At 70.1% G+C, this 24,206-nt stretch carries 19 protein-coding genes; 4 read left to right on the top strand and 15 right to left on the bottom strand.

The window, feature by feature from the left end; genetic code table 11:
- Position 1: 1 nt before the first annotated feature.
- The 9 genes from AB0J21_RS15710 to ngcE form a co-directional block, all read right to left on the bottom strand.
- Positions 2–1,489 (bottom strand): amino acid permease, encoded by a 1,488-nt coding sequence (locus tag AB0J21_RS15710; RefSeq protein WP_363146490.1) that lies wholly within the window; start codon positions 1,487–1,489, stop codon positions 2–4.
- A gap of 164 nt (positions 1,490–1,653) precedes the next feature.
- The gene (gene dxs / locus AB0J21_RS15705; RefSeq protein ID WP_363146489.1) at positions 1,654–3,576 is read right to left on the bottom strand and encodes a 1-deoxy-D-xylulose-5-phosphate synthase; all 1,923 of its coding nucleotides are present in this window, start codon (positions 3,574–3,576) and stop codon (positions 1,654–1,656) included.
- Positions 3,577–3,804: 228 nt separating this feature from the next.
- Positions 3,805–5,112, bottom strand: a complete 1,308-nt coding sequence (locus AB0J21_RS15700) for a sugar ABC transporter permease (protein ID WP_363146488.1) — start codon at positions 5,110–5,112, stop codon at positions 3,805–3,807.
- The gene (locus AB0J21_RS15695; RefSeq protein WP_363146487.1) at positions 5,109–5,897 is read right to left on the bottom strand and encodes an ATP-binding cassette domain-containing protein; all 789 of its coding nucleotides are present in this window, start codon (positions 5,895–5,897) and stop codon (positions 5,109–5,111) included. Before AB0J21_RS15695 ends, AB0J21_RS15700 begins: the two co-directional genes overlap by 4 nt.
- Before the next feature lie 201 nt (positions 5,898–6,098).
- Positions 6,099–7,229 carry a substrate-binding domain-containing protein gene (locus tag AB0J21_RS15690; RefSeq protein ID WP_363146486.1) on the bottom strand — a complete coding sequence of 377 codons (1,131 nt, stop codon included), beginning with the start codon at positions 7,227–7,229 and terminating at the stop codon, positions 6,099–6,101.
- 119 nt (positions 7,230–7,348) lie between these two features.
- A complete protein-coding gene (locus AB0J21_RS15685) occupies positions 7,349–8,548 on the bottom strand; it encodes an ROK family transcriptional regulator (protein WP_363146485.1) in 1,200 nt (399 codons plus the stop codon).
- 313 nt (positions 8,549–8,861) lie between these two features.
- Positions 8,862–9,794, bottom strand: coding sequence for a carbohydrate ABC transporter permease (locus tag AB0J21_RS15680; RefSeq protein ID WP_363146484.1), 933 nt, complete (start codon positions 9,792–9,794; stop codon positions 8,862–8,864).
- Positions 9,794–10,717: a sugar ABC transporter permease gene (locus AB0J21_RS15675; protein WP_363146483.1), complete on the bottom strand. Its 924-nt coding sequence runs from the start codon at positions 10,715–10,717 to the stop codon at positions 9,794–9,796. The genes AB0J21_RS15680 and AB0J21_RS15675 overlap by 1 nt, the downstream gene beginning before the upstream one ends.
- A 105-nt stretch (positions 10,718–10,822) precedes the next feature.
- Positions 10,823–12,268: an N-acetylglucosamine/diacetylchitobiose ABC transporter substrate-binding protein gene (gene ngcE, locus AB0J21_RS15670; protein ID WP_363146482.1), complete on the bottom strand. Its 1,446-nt coding sequence runs from the start codon at positions 12,266–12,268 to the stop codon at positions 10,823–10,825.
- Positions 12,269–12,753: 485 nt separating this feature from the next.
- Here ngcE and AB0J21_RS15665 point away from each other — a divergent pair, with 485 nt between their 5' ends.
- A complete protein-coding gene (locus tag AB0J21_RS15665) occupies positions 12,754–13,158 on the top strand; it encodes a VOC family protein (RefSeq protein WP_363146481.1) in 405 nt (134 codons plus the stop codon).
- Between the two features lie 320 nt (positions 13,159–13,478).
- On the opposite strand, the gene acnA is transcribed toward AB0J21_RS15665, so the two are convergent.
- The 6 genes from acnA to AB0J21_RS15635 all read right to left on the bottom strand — a co-directional run bounded on the left by acnA (position 13,479) and on the right by AB0J21_RS15635 (position 19,713).
- The gene (gene acnA, locus AB0J21_RS15660) at positions 13,479–16,199 is read right to left on the bottom strand and encodes an aconitate hydratase AcnA (protein WP_363146480.1); all 2,721 of its coding nucleotides are present in this window, start codon (positions 16,197–16,199) and stop codon (positions 13,479–13,481) included.
- A 290-nt stretch (positions 16,200–16,489) separates the two neighbouring features.
- Positions 16,490–17,362, bottom strand: a complete 873-nt coding sequence (locus AB0J21_RS15655) for an LLM class flavin-dependent oxidoreductase (RefSeq protein ID WP_363146479.1) — start codon at positions 17,360–17,362, stop codon at positions 16,490–16,492.
- A gap of 134 nt (positions 17,363–17,496) precedes the next feature.
- Entirely contained in the window at positions 17,497–17,733 is a 237-nt protein-coding gene (locus AB0J21_RS15650) for a polysaccharide lyase family 7 protein (RefSeq protein ID WP_363146478.1), read from the bottom strand.
- Positions 17,734–17,736: 3 nt separating this feature from the next.
- Positions 17,737–18,336 carry a DUF4865 family protein gene (locus tag AB0J21_RS15645; RefSeq protein WP_363146477.1) on the bottom strand — a complete coding sequence of 200 codons (600 nt, stop codon included), beginning with the start codon at positions 18,334–18,336 and terminating at the stop codon, positions 17,737–17,739.
- 63 nt (positions 18,337–18,399) lie between these two features.
- Positions 18,400–18,966, bottom strand: coding sequence for a TetR/AcrR family transcriptional regulator (locus AB0J21_RS15640; protein WP_363146476.1), 567 nt, complete (start codon positions 18,964–18,966; stop codon positions 18,400–18,402).
- Positions 18,967–18,990: 24 nt separating this feature from the next.
- Positions 18,991–19,713 (bottom strand): TetR/AcrR family transcriptional regulator, encoded by a 723-nt coding sequence (locus tag AB0J21_RS15635; RefSeq protein WP_363146475.1) that lies wholly within the window; start codon positions 19,711–19,713, stop codon positions 18,991–18,993.
- Between the two features lie 164 nt (positions 19,714–19,877).
- Here AB0J21_RS15635 and AB0J21_RS15630 point away from each other — a divergent pair, with 164 nt between their 5' ends.
- The 3 genes from AB0J21_RS15630 (at position 19,878) to AB0J21_RS15620 (ending at position 23,413) form a co-directional block, all read left to right on the top strand.
- Positions 19,878–21,329: an MFS transporter gene (locus AB0J21_RS15630; RefSeq protein ID WP_363146474.1), complete on the top strand. Its 1,452-nt coding sequence runs from the start codon at positions 19,878–19,880 to the stop codon at positions 21,327–21,329.
- 235 nt (positions 21,330–21,564) lie between these two features.
- Positions 21,565–21,768 carry a DUF4236 domain-containing protein gene (locus AB0J21_RS15625; RefSeq protein WP_363146473.1) on the top strand — a complete coding sequence of 68 codons (204 nt, stop codon included), beginning with the start codon at positions 21,565–21,567 and terminating at the stop codon, positions 21,766–21,768.
- A 115-nt stretch (positions 21,769–21,883) separates the two neighbouring features.
- Complete coding sequence (locus tag AB0J21_RS15620) at positions 21,884–23,413, top strand: UDP-N-acetylglucosamine 1-carboxyvinyltransferase (RefSeq protein WP_363146472.1); 1,530 nt, start codon at positions 21,884–21,886, stop codon at positions 23,411–23,413.
- Positions 23,414–24,206: the final 793 nt, after the last annotated feature.

Genomic DNA, 24,206 nt, shown 5'->3' with positions numbered 1-24,206 from the left:
CTCAGGGACGCTTCGCGGGCTCCGTGTCGAGCCTGCTGTGGGAGCGGCCGTACGTGAAGTAGACGACGCAGCCCACGACCATCCAGACGACGAACCGCAGCCAGGTCTCGGAGGGCAGGTTGAGCATGAGCCACAGCGAGGCGAGGACCGAGGCGATCGGCAGCCAGGGCACGAGCGGGGTGCGGAAGGAGCGGTGCAGGTCGGGCCGGGTGCGGCGCAGCACGATCACGCCGAGAGCCACCACCACGAAGGCGAACAGGGTGCCGATGTTGACGAGTTCGGCGAGTTCGTCGATCGAGGTGAATCCGGCGACGGCGGCGACGATCAGCCCGAGCAGAAGGGTGGAGCGGTAGGGCGAGCCGAAGCGCGGGTGGACCCGGGAAAAAGCCTTGGGCAGCAGTCCGTCCCGGCTCATCGCGAAGAACACGCGGGTCTGGCCGAGCAGCAGGATCATGCAGACCGAGGTGAGGCCGACGGCCGCGCCGAAGCTGATGAGCCCGGCCCAGAAGGGGTGTCCGACGGACTTGAAGGCGTCGGCGAGCGGGGCGTCCACGCTCAGTTCGGTGTACTTCTGCATCCCGGTGACGACGACGGACACCGCGACGTAGAGCACGGTGCAGATGATGAGGGAGCCGAGGATGCCGCGCGGCACGTCGCGCTGCGGGTTGCGGGTCTCCTCGGCGGCGGTCGCGACGACGTCGAAGCCGATGAACGCGAAGAACACGACGGCGGCGGCGGTGAAGATGCCCATGATCCCGAAGTTGGACGGGGTGAACCCGGCGATGACCTGGATGAGGGGGGCGGCGAGTCCGCTGCCGCCCTCGCTGGGCTGGGAGGGCGGTACGAAGGGGTCGTAGTTGGCGCCGGTGACCAGGAAGGCGCCGACGACGATCACGATCAGCACGACGGTCACCTTGACGGCGACGATGACGTTGGTGACCCGCGAGGACAGCTTGGTGCCGGCCACGAGGATGCCGGTGAGGACGAGGACCAGGAGCGCGGCGAGCAGGTCGAAGCCGAACTTCCCGCCGTGGGTGCCGCTGAGCGCCTGGGGCAGATGGAAGCCCGCCGAGTCCAGGAGCGAGCGGATGTACCCGGACCAGCCGACTGCCACCACCGCCGCCCCGAGGGCGAGTTCGAGGATCAGGTCCCAGCCGATGATCCAGGCGGGGAACTCCCCGAGGGAGGCATAGGAGAAGGTGTAGGCCGAGCCGGCCACCGGCAGCGTCGAGGAGAACTCGGCGTAGCACAGGGCGGCGAGCGCGCACACCACCCCCGCGACCGCGAAGGCGATGGCCACCGAGGGCCCGGCGTTCTGCTTGGCCACCTTCCCGGTGAGGACGAAGATTCCGGTGCCGATGACCACGCCGACGCCGAAGACGGTGAGGTCGAGCGCGGAGAGGGATTTCTTGAGGGCGTGCTCGGGCTCCTCGGTGTCCTTGATGGACTGCTCGATGTTCTTGGTGCGGAAAATGCTGCGGTTGCTCACGGGCGTACCTCCCACGCTCGGCGTCCTCGCATGATCGGGAGAGCGATGGGCCACGTATGCCCCCGAACCCGCAGGTTCACGCGAACGGGCCGCTGTCACCACCCGCAAGGGGTGGTGACAGCGGCCCGGAGGTGCCGGTCGCGGCGGTTACGGAGGAGGGGCGGTCAGTCGCGCGCGCTCTCCACCGAGGAGGACTCGGGCTGCTCGTAGCGGCCGTCGAGCCGCGAGACGAGGCCGGTGACCTGGCGGGCGATGTCGGGCGCGGTGAGCCCGATCTCCGCGAGCACCTCCTTGCGGGAGGCGTGGTCGAGGAAGCGCGGCGGGATGCCGAAGTCGCGCAGCGGCAGGTCCACGCCGGCGTCGCGCAGGGCCTGGGCGATCGCTGAGCCGACGCCGCCGACCCGGCTGTTGTCCTCGACGGTGACGACGACCCGGTGGCGTTCGGCGAGCGGGGCGAGGGCCTCGTCGACGGGCTTGACCCAGCGCGGGTCGACCACGGTGGTGGAGATGCCCTGCTTGTCGAGGAGGCCGGCGACCTCCAGGCACATCGGGGCGAGCGCGCCGACGGAGACGAGGAGCACGTCGGGCTCGGCGGTGCCGGGCTCGCGCAGGACGTCCATGCCGCCGACCCGGTCCACGGCGGGGACGGCGGGGCCCACGACGCCCTTGGAGTAGCGCACGACGGTCGGCGCGTCCTCGACCTGGACGGCCTCGCGCAGCTGGCCGCGCAGCTGCTCGGCGTCGCGCGGGGCGGCGATCCGCAGGCCCGGCACCACCTGGAGCAGCGACATGTCCCACATGCCGTTGTGCGAGGCGCCGTCGTCGCCGGTGACCCCGGCGCGGTCCAGGACGAAGGTGACCCCGCACTTGTGCAGGGCGACGTCCATGAGGACCTGGTCGAAGGCGCGGTTGAGGAAGGTCGCGTAGACGGCGAAGACGGGGTGCAGTCCGCCGGTCGCGAGGCCGGCCGCGGAGACGGCGGCGTGCTGCTCGGCGATACCGACGTCGTAGACCCGTCCGGGGAAGGCGTCGGCGAACTTCTTGAGGCCGACGGGCTGGAGCATCGCGGCGGTGATCGCGACGATGTCCTCGCGCTCCTTGCCCAGGCGCACCATCTCGTCGCCGAAGACCGAGGTCCAGCTCGCCGCGGCGGTCTTGACCGGCAGGCCGGTGTCGGGGTGGATGGGGCCGATGCCGTGGAAGCGGTCGGCCTCGTCGTGCTCCGCCGGCTCGTAGCCGCGGCCCTTCTGGGTGAGGCAGTGCACGATGACCGGGCCGCCGAAGCGCTTGGCGCGGGTCAGCGCGGACTCCAGGGCCTCGATGTCGTGGCCGTCGATCGGGCCGACGTACTTGAGGCCGAGGTCCTCGAACATGCCCTGCGGGGCGATGAAGTCCTTCAGGCCCTTCTTCGCGCCGTGCAGCGTCTCGTAGAGCGGGCGGCCCACGACGGGGGTGCGCTCCAGGAGGTCCTTGCCGCGGGTCAGGAAGCGCTCGTAGCCGTCGGTGGTGCGCAGGGTCGCCAGGTGGTCGGCGAGGCCGCCGATGGTCGGCCCGTAGGAGCGCTCGTTGTCGTTGACGACGATGATCAGCGGGCGGTCCTTGGCGGCGGCGATGTTGTTCAGCGCCTCCCAGGCCATTCCGCCGGTCAGGGCGCCGTCCCCGATGACGGCCACGACGTGGTCGTCCTTCTTGAGGACCTGGTTGGCCTTGGCCAGTCCGTCGGCCCAGCCGAGGACGGTCGAGGCGTGGCTGTTCTCGATGACGTCGTGCTCGGACTCGGCGCGCGAGGGGTAGCCCGAGAGGCCGCCCCTGGTGCGCAGCTTCGAGAAGTCCTGGCGGCCGGTGAGCAGCTTGTGCACGTAGGACTGGTGGCCGGTGTCGAACAGGACCCGGTCCCGGGGGGAGTCGAACACCCGGTGCAGGGCGAGGGTCAGCTCGACCACACCGAGGTTGGGCCCCAGGTGGCCGCCGGTCTTGGAGACCGCGTCCACCAGGAAGGTCCGGATCTCCTCGGCCAGCTGGTCGAGCTGCTCAGGGCTGAGCCGGTCCAGATCGCGCGGTCCCGTGATGCGGGTCAGCAGCGGCACCCGTGCCTCCTTGCAGTAAGAGCTGTTCGAGCTTTCCGAATCCAGTGAGTCTAGGCCCTGCCGTCGGTCCGGCGGGTGCCGGGGAACATCGACGCCGGGCGAGGTGCGTCACGCGCGAGCGCGTGTCACGGTCATGATCCACCCCGGTGGCGGCGGGCGCACGCGCCGGTGCCCGGCCTCCCGCGTGGGGAGGCCGGGCACCGGCGGTGGGCAGAGGGCCGTGGGGGCTCAGGCGCGGCCCGCGGACTTCTGGGTCTTCCGGGTGACGGAGTCGATCACGACGGTGGCCAGCAGCACGCCACCGGTGATCATGTACTGGATCGGGGAGGCGACGCCTTCCAGGGCCAGACCGTTCTGGATCGAGCTGATCACCAGGACACCGAGCAGGGCGTGCCAGGTGCGGCCCCGGCCACCGAAGAGGCTGGTGCCACCGATGACGGCCGCCGCGATGGCGTTCATCAGGAGGTCACCGGTACCGGCGCCCTGGTTGGCCGTGGCGATCTTGGAGGCGAGGAAGAGCCCGCCGGCCGCCGCGAACCCGCCCGCGATCGCGAAGACGGAGATACGGATCAGCGTGACGTTGATGCCGGCACGACGGGAGGCCTCGACGCTGCCACCGAGCGCGAAGATCTTGCGACCGTAGGAGGTGCGGCGCAGGACGAAGTCCGTGATGATCACCGCGGCCAGGAAGATCACCAGCGCGAGCGGGGTGCCCTTGTACTGGTTGAGCATGATGGCGACGGCGAAGGCCAGCACGGCCAGCAGCGCGCTGCGCAGGATGATCTCGCTCAGCGGCCGGGAGGGCACGCCGACCGCCGCGCGGCGCCGGGCGTCCAGGAAGGAGCTGAGGAAGAAACCCGCCACCGCCACGACCGCGAGGCCGTAGGCCACCGCCACGTCGGAGAAGTAGTAGGTGGTGAGCTTGACGATGAGACCGTCGGGGTTGAGGTTGATCGTCCCGTTGTCGCCGAGGACCTGGAGCATGAAGCCCTGCCAGAACAGCAGGCCGGCCAGGGTGACGGCGAAGGCGGGGGCGCCGATCCGGGCGAAGAAGAAGCCGTGGATCGCGCCGATCACCACGCAGGTGACGATGGCGATGAGGATCGCGAGGCCGTCCGAGACGCCCTTGTTCACCGAGAGGACGGCGGCCAGGGCTCCGGCCACACCACTGACGGAACCGACCGACAGGTCGATCTCGCCGAGCAGCAGCACGAAGACGACACCGACCGCGATGAGCCCGGTACCGACCATGGTGATGCTCATGGCGGTGAGGTTGCCCGCGGTCAGGAAGCCGCCGTTGAGGCTGGCGAAGATGATCCAGATGACCACGAGACCGGCGATGACGGGCAGGGTGCCCAGCTCGCCGCCGCGGATCTTGCGCTTGAAGTCGGATACGTAACCGCCGAAGCCCTGTTCCCGGACCAGCAGGCGGGGGTCGACGGCGGTGACCGCGGCGGCGGCCGCGTCGGGGTTGCCGATGCTGTCCTTGACGCCGTCGGTCTTCCCGGTGTCCACGGAGGTGTTGTCGGTGCTCACTTCTGCACTCCCACGCTACGGGCCGCGCGGCGGGTCACGGCGTTCTCCGTGGCTCCGGTGATGGCGGAGATGATCTCTTCCTGCGAGGTCGTCTTCACGTCGAAGACGCCGTTGTTGCTGCCGAGGCGCAGGACGGCGACCTTGTCGGCGACCGCCTTGACGTCGGCCATGTTGTGGCTGATGAGCACGACCGCGTGGCCCCGCTCGCGCAGCCGCTCGACGAGGTCGAGGACCTGGGCGGTCTGCTCGACGCCGAGGGCGGCGGTGGGCTCGTCGAGGATGACGAGCTTGGGCTCGCCGAGCATCGAGCGGGCGATCGCGACGGTCTGGCGCTGACCGCCGGAGAGCGAGGCGATCGGGATGCGGACGCTCGGGATGCGGATCGACAGCGTGGTGAGCAGTTCGCGCGAGCGACGCTCCATCTCGACCTCGTCGAGGATGCCGCGCCTGCGCAGCTCCCGGCCGAGGTAGAGGTTGCCGACCACGTCGATGTTGTCGCACAGCGACAGGTCCTGGTACACGGTGGCGATACCGAGGGCCTGGGCGTCGTGCGGCTTGTTGATCGATACGGGCTTGCCCTCCCACTCGATGACTCCGTCATCGATGGGGTGCACACCCGCGATCGTCTTGACCAAGGTGGACTTTCCGGCTCCGTTGTCGCCCACCAGGGCGACCACTTCACCGGCGTGGACCTCAAGCTCGACATCGGTGAGCGCCTGGACGGCACCGAATCGCTTGGAGACCCCGCGCAACGCCAACACGGGCGCAGCGGACACGTGAACCATCTCCTTCGCCGCCTGACCGGCGGGGATGCCGCGCCCGGGGGGTGTGGGCGCGGAAGGGGTAGAGCAGAAAGATTGGGGCCACCGGGTGTTCCGTCCGGCATCCCGCCCCCGTAGCGGGACAGTTGACGGGGCGGGATGCCGGACAGGTCTCGGGTGGCACGGGCCGGGCGCGCCTCGCGGCGTGCGCCGGGCCCGGGAGGACTACTTGAGGCCGAGCTTGTCGCAGGCGGCCTTGTAGTTCTTCGTGCAGATCTCGCTGAGCTTGTAGAACTTCTCCTTGAGCACGGTGTCCGTGATGTTGTCCTTGGTCAGCGAGACAACCGGGATGATCTTGCTCGGGACGGCCTTGGTGGTGGCGCTGTCGACCTTGTCGGGAGCCAGGGAGCCCAGGTCCTCACCCTTGCCGACCTTGACGGCCAGCTCGGCGACCGTGTTGGCCTCCTGCGGGTAGGACTTGTAGACGCTCATGAACTGGTCGCCGGAGATGATGCGCTGCACGGCGCCCAGCTCGGCGTCCTGGCCGGTGACCGGCGGGAGCGGGCTGATACCGGCGGCCTTGAGGGCGGTGATGATACCGCCGGCCATGCCGTCGTTCGCGGAGTAGACACCCACGATGTTCTTCTTGCCCAGGGCCGAAATGGCGCCCTCCATGTTGGAGTTGGCGTTCTCCGGCTTCCACTCCTTGGTGTCGTACTCCTTGCCGACGCTGACCTTGCCGTCGAGCGCGGAGTGCGCACCCGCCTTGTAGTCGGCGGCGTTCGGGTCGGTGGCCGACCCGTTCATCATGACGATCTTGCCCTTCTTCGCCTTGTCACCCAGCTCCTTGAGCAGGGCCTCGCCCTGGGCGACACCCACGGCCTTGTTGTCGAAGGAGGTGTAGGCGGAGATCGGGCCCTCGGCCAGGCGGTCGTAGGCGACGACCTTGATGCCGGCGTCCACGGCCTTCTGCACGGAGCTGCGGATGGCCTTGGCGTCCACCGCGTCGACGATCAGCACGTCCACCTTGTTGGTGATCATGGTGTCGACCTGCTGGGCCTGGACGCTGGCCTCTTGCTTGGCGTTGTTGTAGATGACCGAGCCCTTGCCGTTGGTCAGTTCCTTGACCTTGGCGGTGATGAGGGGCTTGTCGAACTTCTCGTAGCGCGCGGTCTGGTTCTCCGGAAGGAGCAGACCTATCTTCAGCGCGTCGCCCTTGCTCTTGGCCGGGGCAGAGGCGTTGTCGTCGCCCTTCTTGCCGTCGTCCGACTCCTTGGCGCTGCCACAGGCGGCGAGGGAAACGGCCATTGAGGTGGCGGCGAAAGCGATGGCCGCACGACGCATGCGCGTGTTCATTTGGAACCTCCCTGACGAGGCCGCGTCGCTGCGGCCGAGGTGGCTGGAAGTCAACTCGGCTCACAGGTCGGCGTCAAGGAGTAAATACTTAACGAGATGGCAACGGTGTCATGCGTTCTCTAAGTGAAGGCAGGTGTAGAGGACTTCACGGACCCATCCAAAAGGGTCGAATCGCCCATTTCACTCAGGGCGAGGGCGAGGGCGCCCAGGACCTCCGCGCGGCCCCCCAGGGCCCCGGGAAGGACCCGCAACTGCCGCCCGGCGCTGGGGATCGCGTAGCGCCCCACGGACTCCCTGATGGGCCCCAGGACCAGCTCCCCGGCCTCCGCGAGGTCGCCGCCGAGGACGACCCGGCGGGGGTTGAGGAGATTGCAGAGATTGGCCACCCCGCTGCCGATGTGCCGGCCCACGTCGCCCACGACGCGGCGGCAGCCGGGATCCCCCTCCCGCGCCAGACGCACCATCCGCTCCAGGGTGAGATCGGCGCCGTGGCTGGAGTGCAGCAGCGGCAGGACGTACCGGGCGGCCGTGAAGGTCTCCAGGCAGCCGCGGTTGCCGCAGCGGCACACCGGCCCGGACTCGTCGAGGGTGATGTGCCCGATCTCGCCCGCGGTGCCGCCCGGGCCCCGGTAGATCCGCCCGTCGATCACCAGCCCGGCGCCGACACCGCTGGCGACCTTGATGTACGCGAGGTCCCTGACGCCGCGGCCGGCGCCCCACACGAGTTCCCCGAGCGCCCCGAGGTTGGCGTCGTTGTCGACGTGCACGGGGACGCCGAGCCGCCCGCTCAGCTCCTGCGCGGGACGGGTGCCCGTCCAGCCGGGCAGTATGGCGGTGGAGCCGAGGGTCCCGCTCTCCACGTCGATCGGCCCCGGCACGCCGAGCCCCACGCCCGCGATCTTGGAGGCGTCGACCCCGCTCCTGGCCACCAGCCGGGAGACGACCTCTTCGGCCCGGTCCAGGCCCTGGGCGGCCGAGGCGTCCACGTCCAGCGGCTCGGACTCCTCCGCGAGCACCTGGTGGGCGAGGTTGCCGAGGGCGACCCGCAGATGCGTGTGCCCGAAGTCGACGCCGATCACGATGCCCGCGTCACCGCTGAGCGAGACGCTGCGCGCGCGCCGGCCGCCCGCCGAGGTCGGCGTCACCTCGACGGTGCCGCCCTCGCGCAGTTCGCGGACGATGTTGGAGACGGTGGCGGCGGACAGGCCGGTCGTCCTCGCGATCTCCGCCTGCGTCAGCGAGCCGGCGAGCCGCACCGCCCGGACGACGCGTTCCAGATTGGCCCGGTGCAGAGACGACTGCGACCCCGGAGTCTCCATTGACCCATCCACTCCTGCCCTCAACCGGACGGCCCTGACGGCCCGTCCGCGACCGGTCACCCGGAGTGACCCCGGTCACGTACAAGTTGTGAACTCCAAACTCCGCTGTCCGGGTTACCGCAGTCAAGTCCTTGACCCAGGCCGAAACCGAGGGGGTATGTGGCGATGTGGTGCGCGTCGGGAGGATTCGCCGGGTCAGGGGGCGGCGGCGGGGGGCGTGCGAGGACCGCGCGCGAGGGCGCCCGGTGCGCGTCCTTTCGGGACGCGGCACCGGGCGCCGTCGCGGTCGCGGTGAACGCGGTCGCCGCGGGGCCTACTTGAGCGCCCCCGCGGTGAGGCCCGACTGGACCTGGCGCTGGAAGACGATGTACGCCGCGAGCACCGGGAGCATCGCCATGACGAGCCCGGCGAACAGCCCGGACCAGTCGCCCTTGTAGCCCTGGCTCGTGGCGAGGGCCACCAGCCCCTGCGTGAGCACCTTCTTGTCGGGGTCGGTGTTGAGCACCGTGGGCAACAGGTACTGGTTCCACTGCCCGAGGAAGTTGAAGATCCCGACGCTGATCAGCCCGGGCCTGGCCATCGGCAGCATGACCTGGAAGAAGGTCCGGGTGTGCGAGGCCCCGTCGATGAGCGCGGCCTCGGCGACCGAGGTGGGCAGCGTCCGGAAGAAGGAGGTCAGGAAGAAGACCGTGAACGGCAGCGAGTACGCGATGTAGACCAGGACCAGCCCGTGCGTGGTGTTGAGCAGTCCCAGGTTCTTCATGACGAAGAACAGCGGGACCAGCGCCAGGATGATCGGGAAGCTCATCCCGCCGACGAACAGGAAGTAGATGAACCGGTTGCCGGGGAACTCGAAGCGGGCCAGCACGTAGGCGCACATCGAGCCGAAGAGCAGGGTGCCGACCAGCGAGAAGAACACCACGATCACGGTGTGCAGGAAGTAGTCGCTCATGTGCGCCTGGGTCCAGGCGCGCGACCAGTTCTCGAAGTGCAGCTTCTTGGGCAGCGACCAGGGCGAGTTGAAGATCGACCCGTCGTCCTTGAAGGAGGTCATGACCGCCCACAGCAGCGGCATCACGACGAGGATCGCCCAGATGATCAGGACGCCGTGCGAGAAGACGTTCAGCACGCCGCCGGACTTGCCCTGGCGCCCGCCCGCGTCGGTCTTCGTGAGCGGGGCACGCGGCCCGGGGACCTTGTCGGCGGGGACCGCGTCGGCGGGCGGAGGGGTGTCAGTGGTCTTCATCAGAACTCCAGCCGTTCCCGCCGGCCCAGCCGCATCACGATGGCCGAGAAGATCAGCGTGATGATCAGCAGGGCGACGCCGATGGTGGTCGCATAGCCCGCCTGCCCGTCGCGGAACGCCTTCTGGTAAACGAGCAGCGGCAGCACGGTGGTGGAGTCGGCGGGGCCGCCGGGGCCCACCGACATGATCTGGACGACGGCGAACGCCTCGGCGCCCAGCGAGAGGATGCCCATGTACACCCAGCCGGACTGCACGGTGTCCCACAGCAGCGGCAGGGTGATGCGGAAGAAGGTGGTGAAGCGGCTCGCCCCGTCCAGCAGCGCGGCCTCGTAGTAGTCCTTCGGGATGGAGGCCATCCCGGCGGAGAACAGCACCACGAAGAAGCCGACCTGGGTCCACACGAGGACGGCCATGATGCACCACAGGGCGAGGTTCGGGTCCCCGAGCCAGTTCGGCTGGACGCTGCCCAGACCGATCCCGCGCAGCACCGAGTTGAGCGCCCCGCTCTTGGGGTTGTAGGCGAACTGGAAGAGCAGCGCCACGATCGCGATGGACAGCACCTGCGGGAAGAAGTAGACGATCTTGTAGAAGGCGGAGCCGCGGACCCCCGCGATGGCGGCGCCCTTGCGGCGCCGGCCGCCCACGTTGACCATGAAGGCCAGGAAGAGCGCGATCGCGAGGACGACCACGGGCAGCAGGAGCACGTACGTGATGCTGTGCTGCGCCGACTTCCAGAAGGTGTCGTCGTCGAACATCTTGGTGTAGTTGTCGAAGCCCACCATCTTGAACTCGGGGCTCAGGCCCGTCCAGTCGGTGAACGAGTAGTAGATGGCCTGGATGAACGGCCATATGACAAAGACCGCGTAAATCGCCAGTGGGACGATCAGGAAACCGGCGATGAACCGGTACTTGCCGTGCTGCATGTGTCTACCGACCCCGAATCTGCGGCGGGTTGCGCCGTGCTGCTGCCGACGGGAGCCGGAGGCCGCTGCCCTCGCGGGGCGGCGGCCTCCGGACGGGACGATCCCCTAGCGGTGCTTGTAGTGCGTCAGGGAGCTGTCCTTGGCGGCCGCGTCGGCGTACTGCTGGCACTTCTTGATCGCCTCGGCCGGGGTCATGCGGCCGGCCATCATCTCGCCGAGCACGCCGACGCCGATCTTCTGCTTGTTCAGCTCGACGTACCAGTCCTGCAGACGCGGGTTGAGCACGTTGTCGCCGGCCTTGGCCAGGGAGTCGATCCCGGACTGGAGGGCGGTGGACAGTTCGAGTCCGTCGGTGCCGCCGTTGTAGGCCGACAGCGACTTCACCTTGGTGGTGAAGTTCTTCGAGGAGGCCTCCGACAGCATCAGGCGCAGCTGCTCCATGCCGCCGTCGGGGTTCTTCGCGTTCTTCGGCACGATGAACGGCTCACCGCCCGAGGCCCACAGCGTCCCGAAGGGCAGCTTGTCGGAGCTGTCCAGGCTGGAGGGCGCGGCCACCTTCATCTGGAAGTCCTTGGGCGTGGTCTTCGCCGCCTCGTTCTCCACCCAGGAGCCGTTGGGGAGGAACAGCGCCTTGCCCTTGGTCCACTCGGTCTGCGACTGGATGTGGTCGAGGCCGGGCGTGCCCTTGAGGACGTAACCCTTCTTGTACAGCTCGTAGTACGCCTCGAAGCCGGCCTTGACCGCCGGGTCCTTCCAGGCGTTCGGCTCCAGGTTGTCGATCTTGTCGAGGACCTCGCGGCCGCCGATCTTGCCGATGAAGGGGAACAGCGAGAACGGCAGGTAGTACGGGTACTTGCCCGCGTACGTCCAGCCGGCGACGCCCTTCTTCTTCGCCTTGGCGCAGACGCTGAGCATGTCGTCCCAGGTCTCCGGGTACTCCACCTCCAGCTTGTCCAGGGCGGTCTGCGAGTACCACACGCCGTACACCGTGTAGGCGTAGTTGAAGACGTAACACGCCTCGCCGTCGTACTGGCCCATCTCGACGATGCCGGGCCGCAGGGTGTCGCGGACCTTCTTCTTCGGGTCGTCGGCCGAGGGGGCGTCCAGCAGGGCGGTGAGGTCGGCGAGCTGCTTCTTGCCGACCAGGACGCCCATGTCCATCTGCTCGGCACCGGAGTTGTCGATCAGGTCGGGCGGGGTGCCGCCGTTGAACCGCGGCTGGAGCTCCGACTGGATCTTCTGCGTCGGGGTGAACTTGACCTTGGCCTTCGGGTGGTTCTTCTCGTAGAGCTTGACCGCGTCCTCGGCGTACTCGGTGCCGAAACCGCCGTCGAACAGGACGAAGTCGAGGGGGGCGCTCGCGTTGACGCCGAGCGGGTTCTTGTCGCTCTTCTCCCCCTTGTCGACCTTCTTGTCCTCCGAGCCGCTGTCGCTGCTCGCGCAGGACGACAGGAAACTCATGGTGGGCACGGCGACGATGCCGAGTGCCGCGGAACGCTTGATCAGATCACGCCGGCCGACACCTTGGGGGCGCGCTGCGGAAGATCCCATGCTCAAGTCCTCGCCTTCTTCAGGACTCAGGCGGTGAACCGGACCTTCCCCGGCACCGCGGTGAAGTGAAGCTGGGGTCGTGCTGGAAGCTGCTGTGTCGTGTGTGGCGGAACGCGTACGGGACCGCTTTGACGGGACGTACGCGTACGCCGAAGGCGCGACGGAACCGGCCCGGCGCCGTGCGCCGGCCGTCTCCCCCGTTCCCCCTGCCGACCCGGCTGCGGAACACGGCCGGGCGGACGCCGACAGGTATAGTCCACTTCCCGTCACAGGGGCAAGATCGAGAGCCTCATCGGCCGCCAGTCTTTCCCTAGTTGAGACCTCACGGAAACGGGAGGGCCCGACTCCTTTCCCCAAGCTCCCAGCACAGAGCCACTTTTCCGTAATACCGGCCCAGAAGATTGTTCCCGCCCGGGACGAACTCCGTTGCCCGGCCGGAGGTATGGCGATCGTGGGCAGGCACAGCAGAAGAAAGGGACAACGACATGATCAAAGGTCTGGACAAGATCGAGGTCATCACCCTGTTCGTCGAGGAACTGCCCGCGGCGAAGGAGTTCTACAGCACGGTCCTCGGGCTGCCCGTCGTGTACGAGGACGCGGTCTCGGCGGTGGTCGGCTTCGAGAACCTGATGATCAACCTGCTCCGGTCGAGCGAGGCGGACACCCTGGTACGGCCGGTCGGGGTCGCCGGGCCCGGCACGGGGGCCCGGGCCCTGTTCACCTTCGCGGTGCAGGACGCGGACGCGGTGTGCGCGGAGCTGGAGCGGCACGGCGTGCCGCTGCTCAACGGGCCGGTCGACCGGCCCTGGGGGCGCCGCACGGCGGCGTTCGCCGACCCGGCGGGGAACGTGTGGGAGATCGCGCAGATCCTGCCCTCGTCGGCGGAGTAGGAGTCGGCCGGAGGTGGGCGGCGGGCGGCTGGCGGCTGGCGGCTGGCGGCTGGCGGCTGGCGGCTGGCGGCTGGCGGCTGGCGGCTGGCGGCTGGCGGCTGGCGGCTGGCGGCTGTTCGCCGTAGCGGGTACTCCGAGAGGGAACGGCTCCGGGCAGCCGTCGCCGGCGCCCGGGGCCGAGCCCGCCGGTCTCCCGTACGTTCCCGTAGGCCGCTGACAGCGCGCAGGGCCCCCTTCCACGTACGGAAGGGGGCCCTGGGTGTGGTGCGTCCGTGCAGCGGTCCCGCCCGGGCCGCGTGGCGCGGACGGGACCGGTCCGCCTACTTGCGGATCAGGGAGCGCAGCACGTACTGCATGATGCCGCCGTTGCGGTAGTAGTCCGCCTCGCCGGGGGTGTCGATGCGGACGACCGCGTCGAACTCGACGCCCGTGTCGGTGGTGACCTTGACGGTGCGCGGGGTGGTGCCGTTGTTCAGCTCGGTCACGCCGGTGAAGGAGAAGGCCTCCTCGCCGGTCAGGCCGAGGGCCTCGGCGCTCGCGCCCTCGGGGAACTGGAGCGGGAGGACGCCCATGCCGATGAGGTTGGAGCGGTGGATGCGCTCGTAGGACTCGGCGATGACGGCCTTGACGCCGAGCAGCGCGGTGCCCTTGGCGGCCCAGTCGCGCGAGGAGCCGGAACCGTACTCCTTGCCCGCGAGGACGACCAGCGGGGTGCCCTGGTCGATGTAGTTGCGCGAGGCGTCGTAGATGAAGGAGACGGGGGCGTCCTCCTTCGTGAAGTCGCGCGTGTAGCCGCCCTCGGTGCCCGGCGCGATCTGGTTGCGCAGGCGGATGTTGGCGAAGGTGCCGCGGATCATGACCTCGTGGTTGCCTCGGCGGGAGCCGTAGGAGTTGAAGTCACGACGCTCGACACCGTGCTCGGTGAGGTACTTCCCGGCCGGGGTGTCGGCCTTGATCGCACCGGCCGGGGAGATGTGGTCGGTGGTGACCGAGTCGCCGAGCTTGGCGAGCACCCGGGCGCCGGTGATGTCCTCGACCGGGGCCGGCTCCATCTCCATGCCCTCGAAGTACGGGGGCTTGCGGACGTAGGTGGACTCGCTGTCCCACTCGAAGGTGTTGCCCGTCGGGATGGGCAGCGCCTGCCACTGGGCGTCGCCCGCGAAGACGTCGGCGTAGGACTTGTTGAACATGTCCTCGCCGATGGCGTTGGCCACCACGTCGTTGACCTCGGCCTCGGTCGGCCAGATGTCGGAGAGGTGCACCGGCTTGCCGTCCTGGTCGATGCCCAGGGCGTCCTTGGTGATGTCCACCTTCATGGAGCCCGCGATGGCGTACGCGACGACCAGCGGCGGGGAGGCCAGGTAGTTCATCTTGACGTCGGGGTTGATCCGGCCCTCGAAGTTGCGGTTGCCGGAGAGCACCGAGGTCACCGCGAGGTCGGCCTCGTTGACCGCCTTCGAGACCTCCTCGGGCAGCGGGCCCGAGTTGCCGATGCAGGTGGTGCAGCCGTAACCGACCAGGTTGAAGCCGACCTTGTCGAGGTAGGGGGTCAGCCCCGCCTTGTCGAAGTAGTCGGTGACGACCTTGGAACCGGGGGCGAGGGTGGTCTTGACCCAGGGCTTGCGGGTCAGGCCCTTCTCGACGGCCTTCTTCGCCACGAGCGCCGCGGCGACCATGACGTAGGGGTTGGAGGTGTTGGTGCACGAGGTGATCGCGGCGACGGTGACCGCGCCGTGGTCGATCTCGTACGTCGAGCCGTCCTCGGCGGTGACCAGGGTCGGCTTGGTCGGCACGCCGTTGTGGACGGCCGGGGAGTCGGAGGCCGGGAAGGACTCCTCGCCCGCCTCGTCGATGCCCACCTCGGAGACGTAGTTGCGTACGTCGGTGGCGAACTTCTCCTTGGCCTCGGCCAGGATGATGCGGTCCTGCGGGCGCTTGGGGCCGGCGATGGAGGGGACGACCGTGGAGAGGTCGAGCTCCAGCTTCTCGGAGAAGTCGGGCTCGGCGGCCGGGTCCAGCCACAGACCCTGCTCCTTGGCGTACGCCTCGACCAGCGCGACCTGCTGGGCGTCGCGGCCCGTCAGGCGCAGGTAGTTGAGGGTCTCCTCGTCGATCGGGAAGATCGCGGCGGTGGAGCCGAACTCGGGCGACATGTTGCCGATGGTGGCGCGGTTGGCCAGCGAGGTGGCGGCGACGCCCTCACCGTAGAACTCGACGAACTTGCCGACGACGCCGTGCTTGCGCAGCATCTCGGTGATCGTGAGGACCAGGTCGGTGGCGGTCGTGCCGGGCTTCAGCTCACCGGTCAGCTTGAAGCCGACGACGCGCGGGATGAGCATCGAGACCGGCTGGCCCAGCATCGCGGCCTCGGCCTCGATGCCGCCGACGCCCCAGCCGAGCACACCGAGGCCGTTGACCATGGTGGTGTGCGAGTCGGTGCCGACGAGGGTGTCGGGGTACGCCTGGCCACCGCGGACCATGACGGTACGCGCGAGGTGCTCGATGTTGACCTGGTGGACGATGCCGGTGCCCGGGGGGACGACCTTGAACTCGTCGAAGGCGGTCTGGCCCCAGCGCAGGAACTGGTAACGCTCGCGGTTGCGGCCGTACTCCAGCTCGACGTTCTGCGCGAAGGCGTCGTTGGTGCCGAACTTGTCGGCGATGACCGAGTGGTCGATGACCAGTTCGGCGGGGGCCAGCGGGTTGATCTTCGCCGGGTCGCCGCCCAGCTCCTTCACGGCCTCACGCATGGTGGCGAGGTCCACGACGCAGGGGACGCCGGTGAAGTCCTGCATGATCACGCGGGCGGGGGTGAACTGGATCTCCTGGCTCGGCTGCGCCTGGGAGTCCCAGTCGCCGACGGACCGGATGTGGTCGGCGGTGATGTTCGCGCCGTCCTCGGTGCGGAGCAGATTCTCCAGCAGCACCTTGAGGCTGTAGGGAAGGCGAGCAGAGCCCTCGACCTTGTCCAGCCTGAAGATCTCATACGACTCGTCGCCCACGCGCAGCGTGCTGCGGGCGTCGAAGCTGTTCGCCGACACGACAGTCTCCTTCATTTTGGTGCGCGTACTACCAGCAATGCTGCCGCCACATCACCCGCTCCGTCAGCTAAGGTAAGGCTTAGTTAGGGAACCCTTACCGGTGGGCGGCCGCGGTGCGCCTCGGCAGATATCTCGATGTCGAGATAACTCTAGTACACCCGGCGCGCCCGGTCATGCCCCGGCCCGCCCCCGAACGCCCCGCGACGCACCGGGGGCGGGGCGTGGCCCGGGGTCCCGCGCCTGCCGGTCCATGCCGGTCGGCGACGTGTCGCGGTGGGTTTCGCGGCCGCTCAGAGGGTGGGCGGCCCCGCTTCCGCGCGGCGCAGGACCGGGGCGAGGCGGTCGAGGCCCGCGCCGGTCTGGAGCTGCCGTTCGTCCCACCAGGTGGCGCCCAGATCGGCGAGCGGGCCGATCAGGTCGCGCGCGGCGGCCGGGTCCTCGCCGGGGCTCGCCCCGCCCAGTACCAGGTCGAAGGGGGCGGAGGCGGGCGCCTCGCGGTGCCGGTGCAGGTAGGCGACGAGTTCGCGGACCTCGGCCAGGTCCGGGACCACCCCGTGCCGGGCCGATTCGAAGAGGGGCACTGCGCCGTCCCAGCGAGCGGCCCGCCGCATCGGGGCCCGCCGCGGCCAGAAACCGCCGATCCACACGGGCGGGCGGGGGCGCTGGACGGTGGCCGGCAGCAGGGTCACGTCCTTGACCACGTAGTGGCGCCCCTCGTGGTCGACGCGCTCCCCGGACCAGTACCGGCCCAGCAGGTCGAGGCCCTCGTCCAGCATCCCGGCGAGGACGACCGGGTCGGTGGACTCGCCGAAGCTGCCGTACTCGTCCTCCAGCGGTCCGCCCAGACCCGCGCCGAGCACGACCCGGCCGCCGCTCAGGACGTCGAGCGTGGCCACCTGCCTGGCGAGCTGCTGCGGACGGCGGCGGGCCACGGGCGTGACGAGGGTGCCGAGCCGGAGCGTGGACGTCGCGAGGGCCGCCGCCGTGAGCAGCATCCACGGGTCGGCGAAGGGCACGCCCCGGCGGGCCTCCTTGTCGTGCACGAGATGGTCCCAGACGAACAGGCCGTCCCAGCCCGCCTGTTCGGCCGTCACGGCCAGTCGTACGAAGTTCCGGACGTCGGCGAAGTCCCCGAAGTTGGGGACATTGAGGGAGAAGCGCATCCGCGCATCGTGCCCCCGGGCCGGTGGGTGGGCAACGGCTTTCCCGGCGGGCCGGTCCGCGAGGCCCCGGACGGGCGCGGCCGGGGCGTCGCCCTCCCGTACCCGGGTACGGGAGGGCGAGGCCCCGGACCGGCCTACGAGTGGCTCACCGACAGCCCGGAGACGCGCACCTCTCCGTAGTTGCCGTCCGCGCACGGCGCGGAGTTGGAGCAGTTGGCCTGTGTGTAGGCGCCGGCCTTGAAGTAGTTGCCCGAACCGGTGTAGGCGATGGTCGTCTGGAGCGTGCCGTCGCAGTACGCCTTGATTTGGCCGCTCGCGACGACGAACTGCGCTCGTCCGGAGGTGACTTCACAGCGGCCGCCTTCGGGCACGACTCACCAGCAACGGCCGTCCGGGAGGCCGGGGAGGCCCGGCGCGGAAAGGTGCAGGACCTCGTACCGTTCGCTTCCGGGCTCCTCGGGGGCCACGGGGTCCGTCCACAGGACGAAGCTGATCAGCCGCCAGCCGCTGAGGTCGAGCGCGAGGGCGGCCGTGTGCACGCCGGGCCGCCCGGCCAGTTCCGCGGTCGCCGCGAGTGCCCGCTCGGTACGGCTCTCCAGTCCGCCCTCCGCCTCGCGGGGCAGCGCGGTCACGGTGCGACTCGCGGAGCGCGGCGCCCCGGTCCGTCCGGGTCCGGCGACGCAGGCCAGTCCGGTCGCCTGGAGGACGGGCGGCCGCCCGAAGTCGCGGACGATGTTGTGGAATCCGGCGCCCCCGGCGAAGAACGCGGCCATCGCCCCCGGGTCGGTCCACAGGTAGAAGGGGGCGTAGACGTTGACCGGCCCGCCGTTCACCCCGCACTCCCTGATGACGTACGCCTTGAGGCCGAGGCCCGCGCGGGTGTCGAGGACCGCTCCCCCGGCGGCGACGCGCTCGCGGATGATCCCCATGTCGTAGTCGGCGGGGAGCGTGACCTCGTACTGCGTCGCGTACATCGGATTCCTTTCGGCGCGTGCGCGCGGGGCGGGCGGTGCGGATCGTACGGGGGCGGGGCGGATTCAGTGCGTCGCGCGGGCGCCGAGCAGCGCCAGGACGCCGCCCACGGCGCGGTGGAACGGCTCGGCCGAGTCCGCCGCCCTGGCCAGGACGTAACCGCCCTGGAGGACGGCGACGACGGCAGCCGCCGTGTCGGCCGGGTCGAGGGCGGAGTCGAGCGCGCCGTCCTCCCGGGCCTCGGACAGGAGCGAGGCGATCCGCTCGCGCAGCCACGCGAAGGTCTCGTCGACGGGGGCGCGCAGTTCCGGGTCGGCCATGAGGTCCGGGTCCTGTGTGAGGCCACCCACGGGGCAGCCCTTCAACACCTCGCGCTCGCGCAGGAGATAGGCGGTGACCCGCTCCAGGCCCGTGCCGGGAGAGCGGAACCTCTCCTCGGCGGATTCCCGCATCTCCTGCGCGGTGCGGCGTACGGCGGCCAGCGCGAGGTCACGTTTGCCGCTGAAGTGGTGGTACATGCTGCCCTGGCCCGCACCGGCCCGCTCCAGGATGGCCTTCGGGCTGGTGCCGACGTAGCCGCGTTCCCACAACAGGGCGCGGGTGCTCTCGATCAGGCGGTCCGCCGTGTTCATGAGACCTACTGTACATACCAGTAGTTACATTCCTCCGGGCGGCTGGACGTCGGCCGGTACGAAGACCCCGGAGCGCGCGGCGAGGGCGACGGAGCGCGCGGCACGGACGGCCGCGGCCTCGTCGAGCGGGTCGCCGGTGGTGAGCAACCGGTAGTAGAGCGGCGCGGAGACGGCCCTGATCACCTCGGCCGCGTCGGTACCGGCCGGGACCTCGCCGCGCTCACGTGCCGCCAGGACGCACGGGGCCCACTCGGCGACGCGCGTGGCGTAGAAGCGGTGCAGCGCCTGCGCGGTGCGCGGGTCGCAGGTGGCGGCGGCGATCACGGCCTGGAACAGGGGGCCTTGACGCCGGTCGGAGAGGGTCCTGACGACCAGGCGCGCGTTCGCGAGCAGATCGCCCTCCAGGGAGCCGGTGTCGCTGCGCGGCAGGGACTGTTCGGCCATGTCCGCCAGGAGGTCGGCGATGAGCCCGGTCGGGCTCGACCAGCGGCGGTAGACGGTCGTCTTGCCGACCTCGGCACGGCGGGCGACCTCCGCGAGGTCGAGCCCGTCGAAACCGTGCTCGGCGAGGGCGTCCCCGGCGGCCTCCAGGACGGCGGCCCGCACCCGGGCCGTCCGGCCACCGGGGCGGACGGTTCCCGGCTCCTCGGGGCGCGCGGAGTCCGGTCCGTCACGGTGCGCGGGCGCGGAGCCCCGGTCGCCCCCCGCCCCCTCGGCACCGGCGGACGCGCGCTCTTCGATCGGCATAACGGGTCTCCAGTTCCATTACGAGCCTTGATGCTGCTACGGTTACCTCACCTTAACGGAACCCTGAGCCCGTTAATGCGTCCGCCTCCGGCACGTCCTGCCGTCGGCCTCCACTTCTCCTCCTGCTTTCAGCCTCCCGTTCCCAGCCTTCAGGAAGGGCTTCCATGTCCACCTCCGTACACGAATCCCCCACCGGCGAGGTCCGTCGCGACCGGGCGCCGCGGATGACGGGGCGCCAGCGGCTCGTCCTCGTCCTGCTGCTCGGCGCCCAGTTCATGATCGCCGTGGACTTCTCGATCCTGAACGTGGCGCTCCCGGTCGTCGGCGAGGGACTCGGCTTCCCACTGGCCCGGCTCCAGTGGATCGCCACCGCCTTCGCGCTCGCGGCCGCCGGCTTCACGCTGCTGTTCGGCCGCGTCGCCGACCTGCTGGGCCGCAAGCGCGTCTTTCTCTCCGGGATGGCGGTACTCGGCGCGTCCTCACTGCTCGGCGGCCTCGCGACCGGCCCCGGCATGCTGCTGCTCGCCCGTGTCCTCCAGGGGCTCGCCACGGCGGCCGTCACCCCGGCGGGCCTCGCGCTGCTCACCACGTCCTTCCGCGAGGGACCGTTGCGGGAGAGAGCCCTCGCGCTCAACGGGGCTCTGATGTCGGCCGGTTTCACCGCCGGGGCGATCCTCGGCGGACTGCTCACGGACCTGCTGTCGTGGCGGTGGGCCTTCTTCGTCAACGTCCCGGTCGCCGCACTCGTCCTGGTCCTCGCCCCTCGTGTCGTCCAGGACGCGCGACCGGCCGGACGCGGGCGGCTCGACGTACCGGGCGCGCTCACGGTGACCGGCGGCCTGCTCCTGCTGGTCCTCGGGCTGACCCGGGCCGGCGAGAGCGGCTGGACGGACGCGGCGACGCTCGGCAGCCTGTTCGCGGGGCTCGCGCTGCTGGTCGGCTTCTGGCACCTGGAGCGGCGCTCGGCCCATCCGCTGGTGCCGGTGCGCGTCCTGCGGCGACGCAGCGTGGTGTGGGGCAACACGGCCGGACTGCTGGCCTTCGCGACGGAGACCTCACTGGTCTTCCTGCTCACGCTCTACCTCCAGGAGGTCCTCGGCTACTCGCCGCTCGCCACCGGCCTGGCCTTCGGCGTGCTGGGCCTGGGCACCGTGCTCGGGGGGACGCTGGGCGGGCGGGTCGTCGGACGCTTCGGGACCCGGCGCGCCATCGCGGGCGGCGGCCTCCTGCAGGCGGCGGCCACCCTCTCCCTGATCCTGCTCGGCACCTCGCCCTCGTGGCTGTGGCTGCTGCTCGTGGCGACCTTCGTCGGCGGCGTCGGCAACATGCTGACGATCGTCGGCTTCATGGTCACCGCGACCTCGGGCCTGCCGGACGAGGAGCAGGGGCTCGCGACCGGGCTCGCCACGATGACCCAGCAGATCGGCATCACCCTCGGCATCCCGGTCATGAGCGCGGTGGCCACGGCCCGTACGACGGCCCTCGGCGACAGCGGCCCGAGCGGGGTGCTGTCCGGGGTGATCCTCGCCGTTCTGGTCAACTCCGGCCTGGTCCTGGCCGGTTCACTGGTCCCCGCACTGATGCTGCGACGCCGGGCGGCGCGCGACGGCGCGTGAGGGGCGGCGGACGCGGCGCCTCACGGAGGCGCCGACACCTCGCGGGCGGGGGCCGGCATCCCGGGCGACGGACGCCTCGGGGAACACCGGCCCCCGCCCGCGACACGCCGCGCCCGCCCGGGACATACCGGCCCCCGTTCGGGCAACACGGTAAGCAGCCGACGCGCGGCGGGCAGCGGCCCGGCGACGCGGTGACGAGACCGGGGCCCGGCCCCGGAGGAGACGAGGAGCGATCATGGCCCTGACCTTCCGCAAGAGCTTCCGCGTCCTTCCCGGACTGCGCCTCAACATCAACCGCCGCTCGTGGTCCGTGACTTCGGGCGGCGGCAAGGGTCCGAGGCATACGACGAGCAGCACCGGCCGGCGGACGACCTCGATGGACCTGCCCGGCCCCTTCGGCTGGCGCAAGACCACCCGCAGCAAGAGCCGCCGCGGCTGAGCGCTCCCCGGCGGGGCGCCGAGTCGCGGACCGTCGCCCCACACGCTTCACTGGACTCACCGCCACCCCCACCCCGGAGAGCGCGGTCATCTCATATATGAGATAGCCTGCCGTCATGGCAGATGACTACCTCGTACGCATCGGCAAGCTCATCCGTGACGCCCGTCAGCATCGTGGCTGGTCACAAACGCAGCTCGCCGAGGCGCTGGCAACGAGCCAGAGCGCCGTCAACCGCATCGAGCGCGGCAATCAGAACATCAGTCTTGAGATGATCGCACGGATCGGCGAGGCGCTGGACAGCGAGATCGTCTCCCTCGGCTACTCCGGCCCGATGCACCTGCGGGTGGTCGGCGGACGGCATCTCTCCGGCTCGATCGACGTGAAGACGAGCAAGAACGCGTGCGTGGCGCTGCTGTGCGCTTCCCTGCTCAACAAGGGCCGTACGACGCTGCGCAGGGTCGCCCGGATCGAGGAGGTCTACCGGCTCCTCGAAGTCCTCGGCTCCATCGGCGTCAAGGCCCGCTGGATCAACGACGGCAAGGACCTGGAGCTGGTCCCCCCGGCCGAACTGGACATGGCCGCGATCGACGCGGACGCGGCGCGCCGCACCCGCTCCATCATCATGTTCCTGGGCCCGCTGCTGCACCGCATGGACCACTTCAAGCTGCCGTACGCGGGCGGCTGCGACCTCGGTACGCGCACCATCGAGCCGCACATGATCGCGCTGCGCCGCTTCGGCCTGGACATCACGGCGACGGAGGGGCTGTACCACGCCGAGGTCGAGCGGGCCGTCTCCCCCGAGCGCCCCATCGTCCTGACCGAACGCGGGGACACCGTCACGGAGAACGCGCTGCTGGCCGCGGCGCGCAACGACGGAGTGACCGTCATCCGCAACGCCTCCTCGAACTACATGGTCCAGGACCTGTGCTTCTTCCTGGAGGCGCTGGGCGTACGGGTCGAGGGCATCGGCACGACGACACTGACGGTGCACGGGGTGCCGGACATCAACGTCGACGTCGACTACTCGCCCTCCGAGGACCCGGTCGAGGCGATGAGCCTGCTGGCCGCGGCCGTCGTCACCGAGTCGGAACTGACGATCCGCCGGGTGCCGATCGAGTTCCTGGAGATCGAGCTGGCGGTCCTGGAGGAGATGGGCCTGGACCACGACCGCTCCGCCGAGTACGTCGCGGACAACGGCCGCACCCGGCTCACCGACCTCACGGTGCGCCCCTCCAAGCTGGAGGCGCCGATCGACAAGATCCACCCGATGCCGTTCCCCGGCCTCAACATCGACAACGTGCCCTTCTTCGCGGCCATCGCAGCCGTCGCCCAGGGCAAGACCCTGATCCACGACTGGGTCTACGACAACCGCGCGGTCTATCTCACCGACCTCAACCGCCTCGGCGGCAGGCTCCAGTTGCTCGACCCGCACCGCGTCCTGGTCGAGGGCCCGACCCGCTGGCGCGCCTCCGAGATGATGTGCCCGCCCGCCCTGCGCCCCGCCGTGGTCGTCCTGCTCGCGATGATGGCCGCCGAGGGCACCTCGGTCCTGCGCAACGTCTACGTGATCAACCGCGGCTACGAGGAACTGGCCGAACGCCTGAACTCGGTCGGCGCGCAGATCGAGACGTTCCGGGACATCTGATGCACAGATGCCGCCGCACCCTGTCCGGACTGCTACTTAGCGGACCAGACCAGGGTGCGGCGGCATCTCTGGGACTCCTCTGGGACTTTGCCGAAAGCGGGCTGCGGGCCGCCCACCACCAGCCTCTGCAGCCGAACACGGTCAGGTGAAGGTCGCGTCGACGGCGGCGCGCCCGGCTGTTCCTGAGCGAGGGCGCCATCAGCAAGTACACGACCATGATCTTCGCCAAGCTCGGCCTCGCCACCGATGACGACACCAACCCCCGGGCCCGGGCGGTCCTCGCCTGCCTCGGCGCCGAGGAACCGAACGGCGAGTGACGGACCCCCTTCCTGAACAGCTCCTGAGCGCTTCCGGAGTGCCTCGGCTCAGTGCTGGTGCATCCCGCACCAGCACTGAGGCCGCCGACTGCCTCGTCACGCGACTCTCCGCGTTCGGGCCGCCTGACCAACCGCACACGGCCCCGCCATACCGACACGGAGGGACAAACCGTCTGTCCTGCGTCGAGGTGCAGGTGACGCAGAGGTCGAGGTCGACGTCGACCTCATTCGTCCACCGGCGAGCCGGTGAGCGGGTCGGGTCCAGCGCCGTGCGTCTCCAGCAGCACGCGGAACGAAGCAGCGCTTCAGGGCCGACGGCGCGGACGCCACCGCTTGGCCGGCACCGACCGAGGCCCGGTGACGAAGAACGCCGCGAGCACGGATGCGTGGGCGGGGGGGGGGTGTGCGGGGACGCGGGGGGGGAGGGGGTTTGCTTGGGGGGGGGGGTGGGAGGGGGGTAGGGGCGCGCGGGGGGC

This window comes from Streptomyces sp. NPDC049954 (assembly GCF_040656295.1).
Classification (GTDB): Bacteria; Actinomycetota; Actinomycetes; order Streptomycetales; family Streptomycetaceae; genus Streptomyces.
The sequence above is the reverse complement of the archived record's forward strand: the minus strand, read 5'-3'. Positions and strand labels throughout refer to the sequence as shown.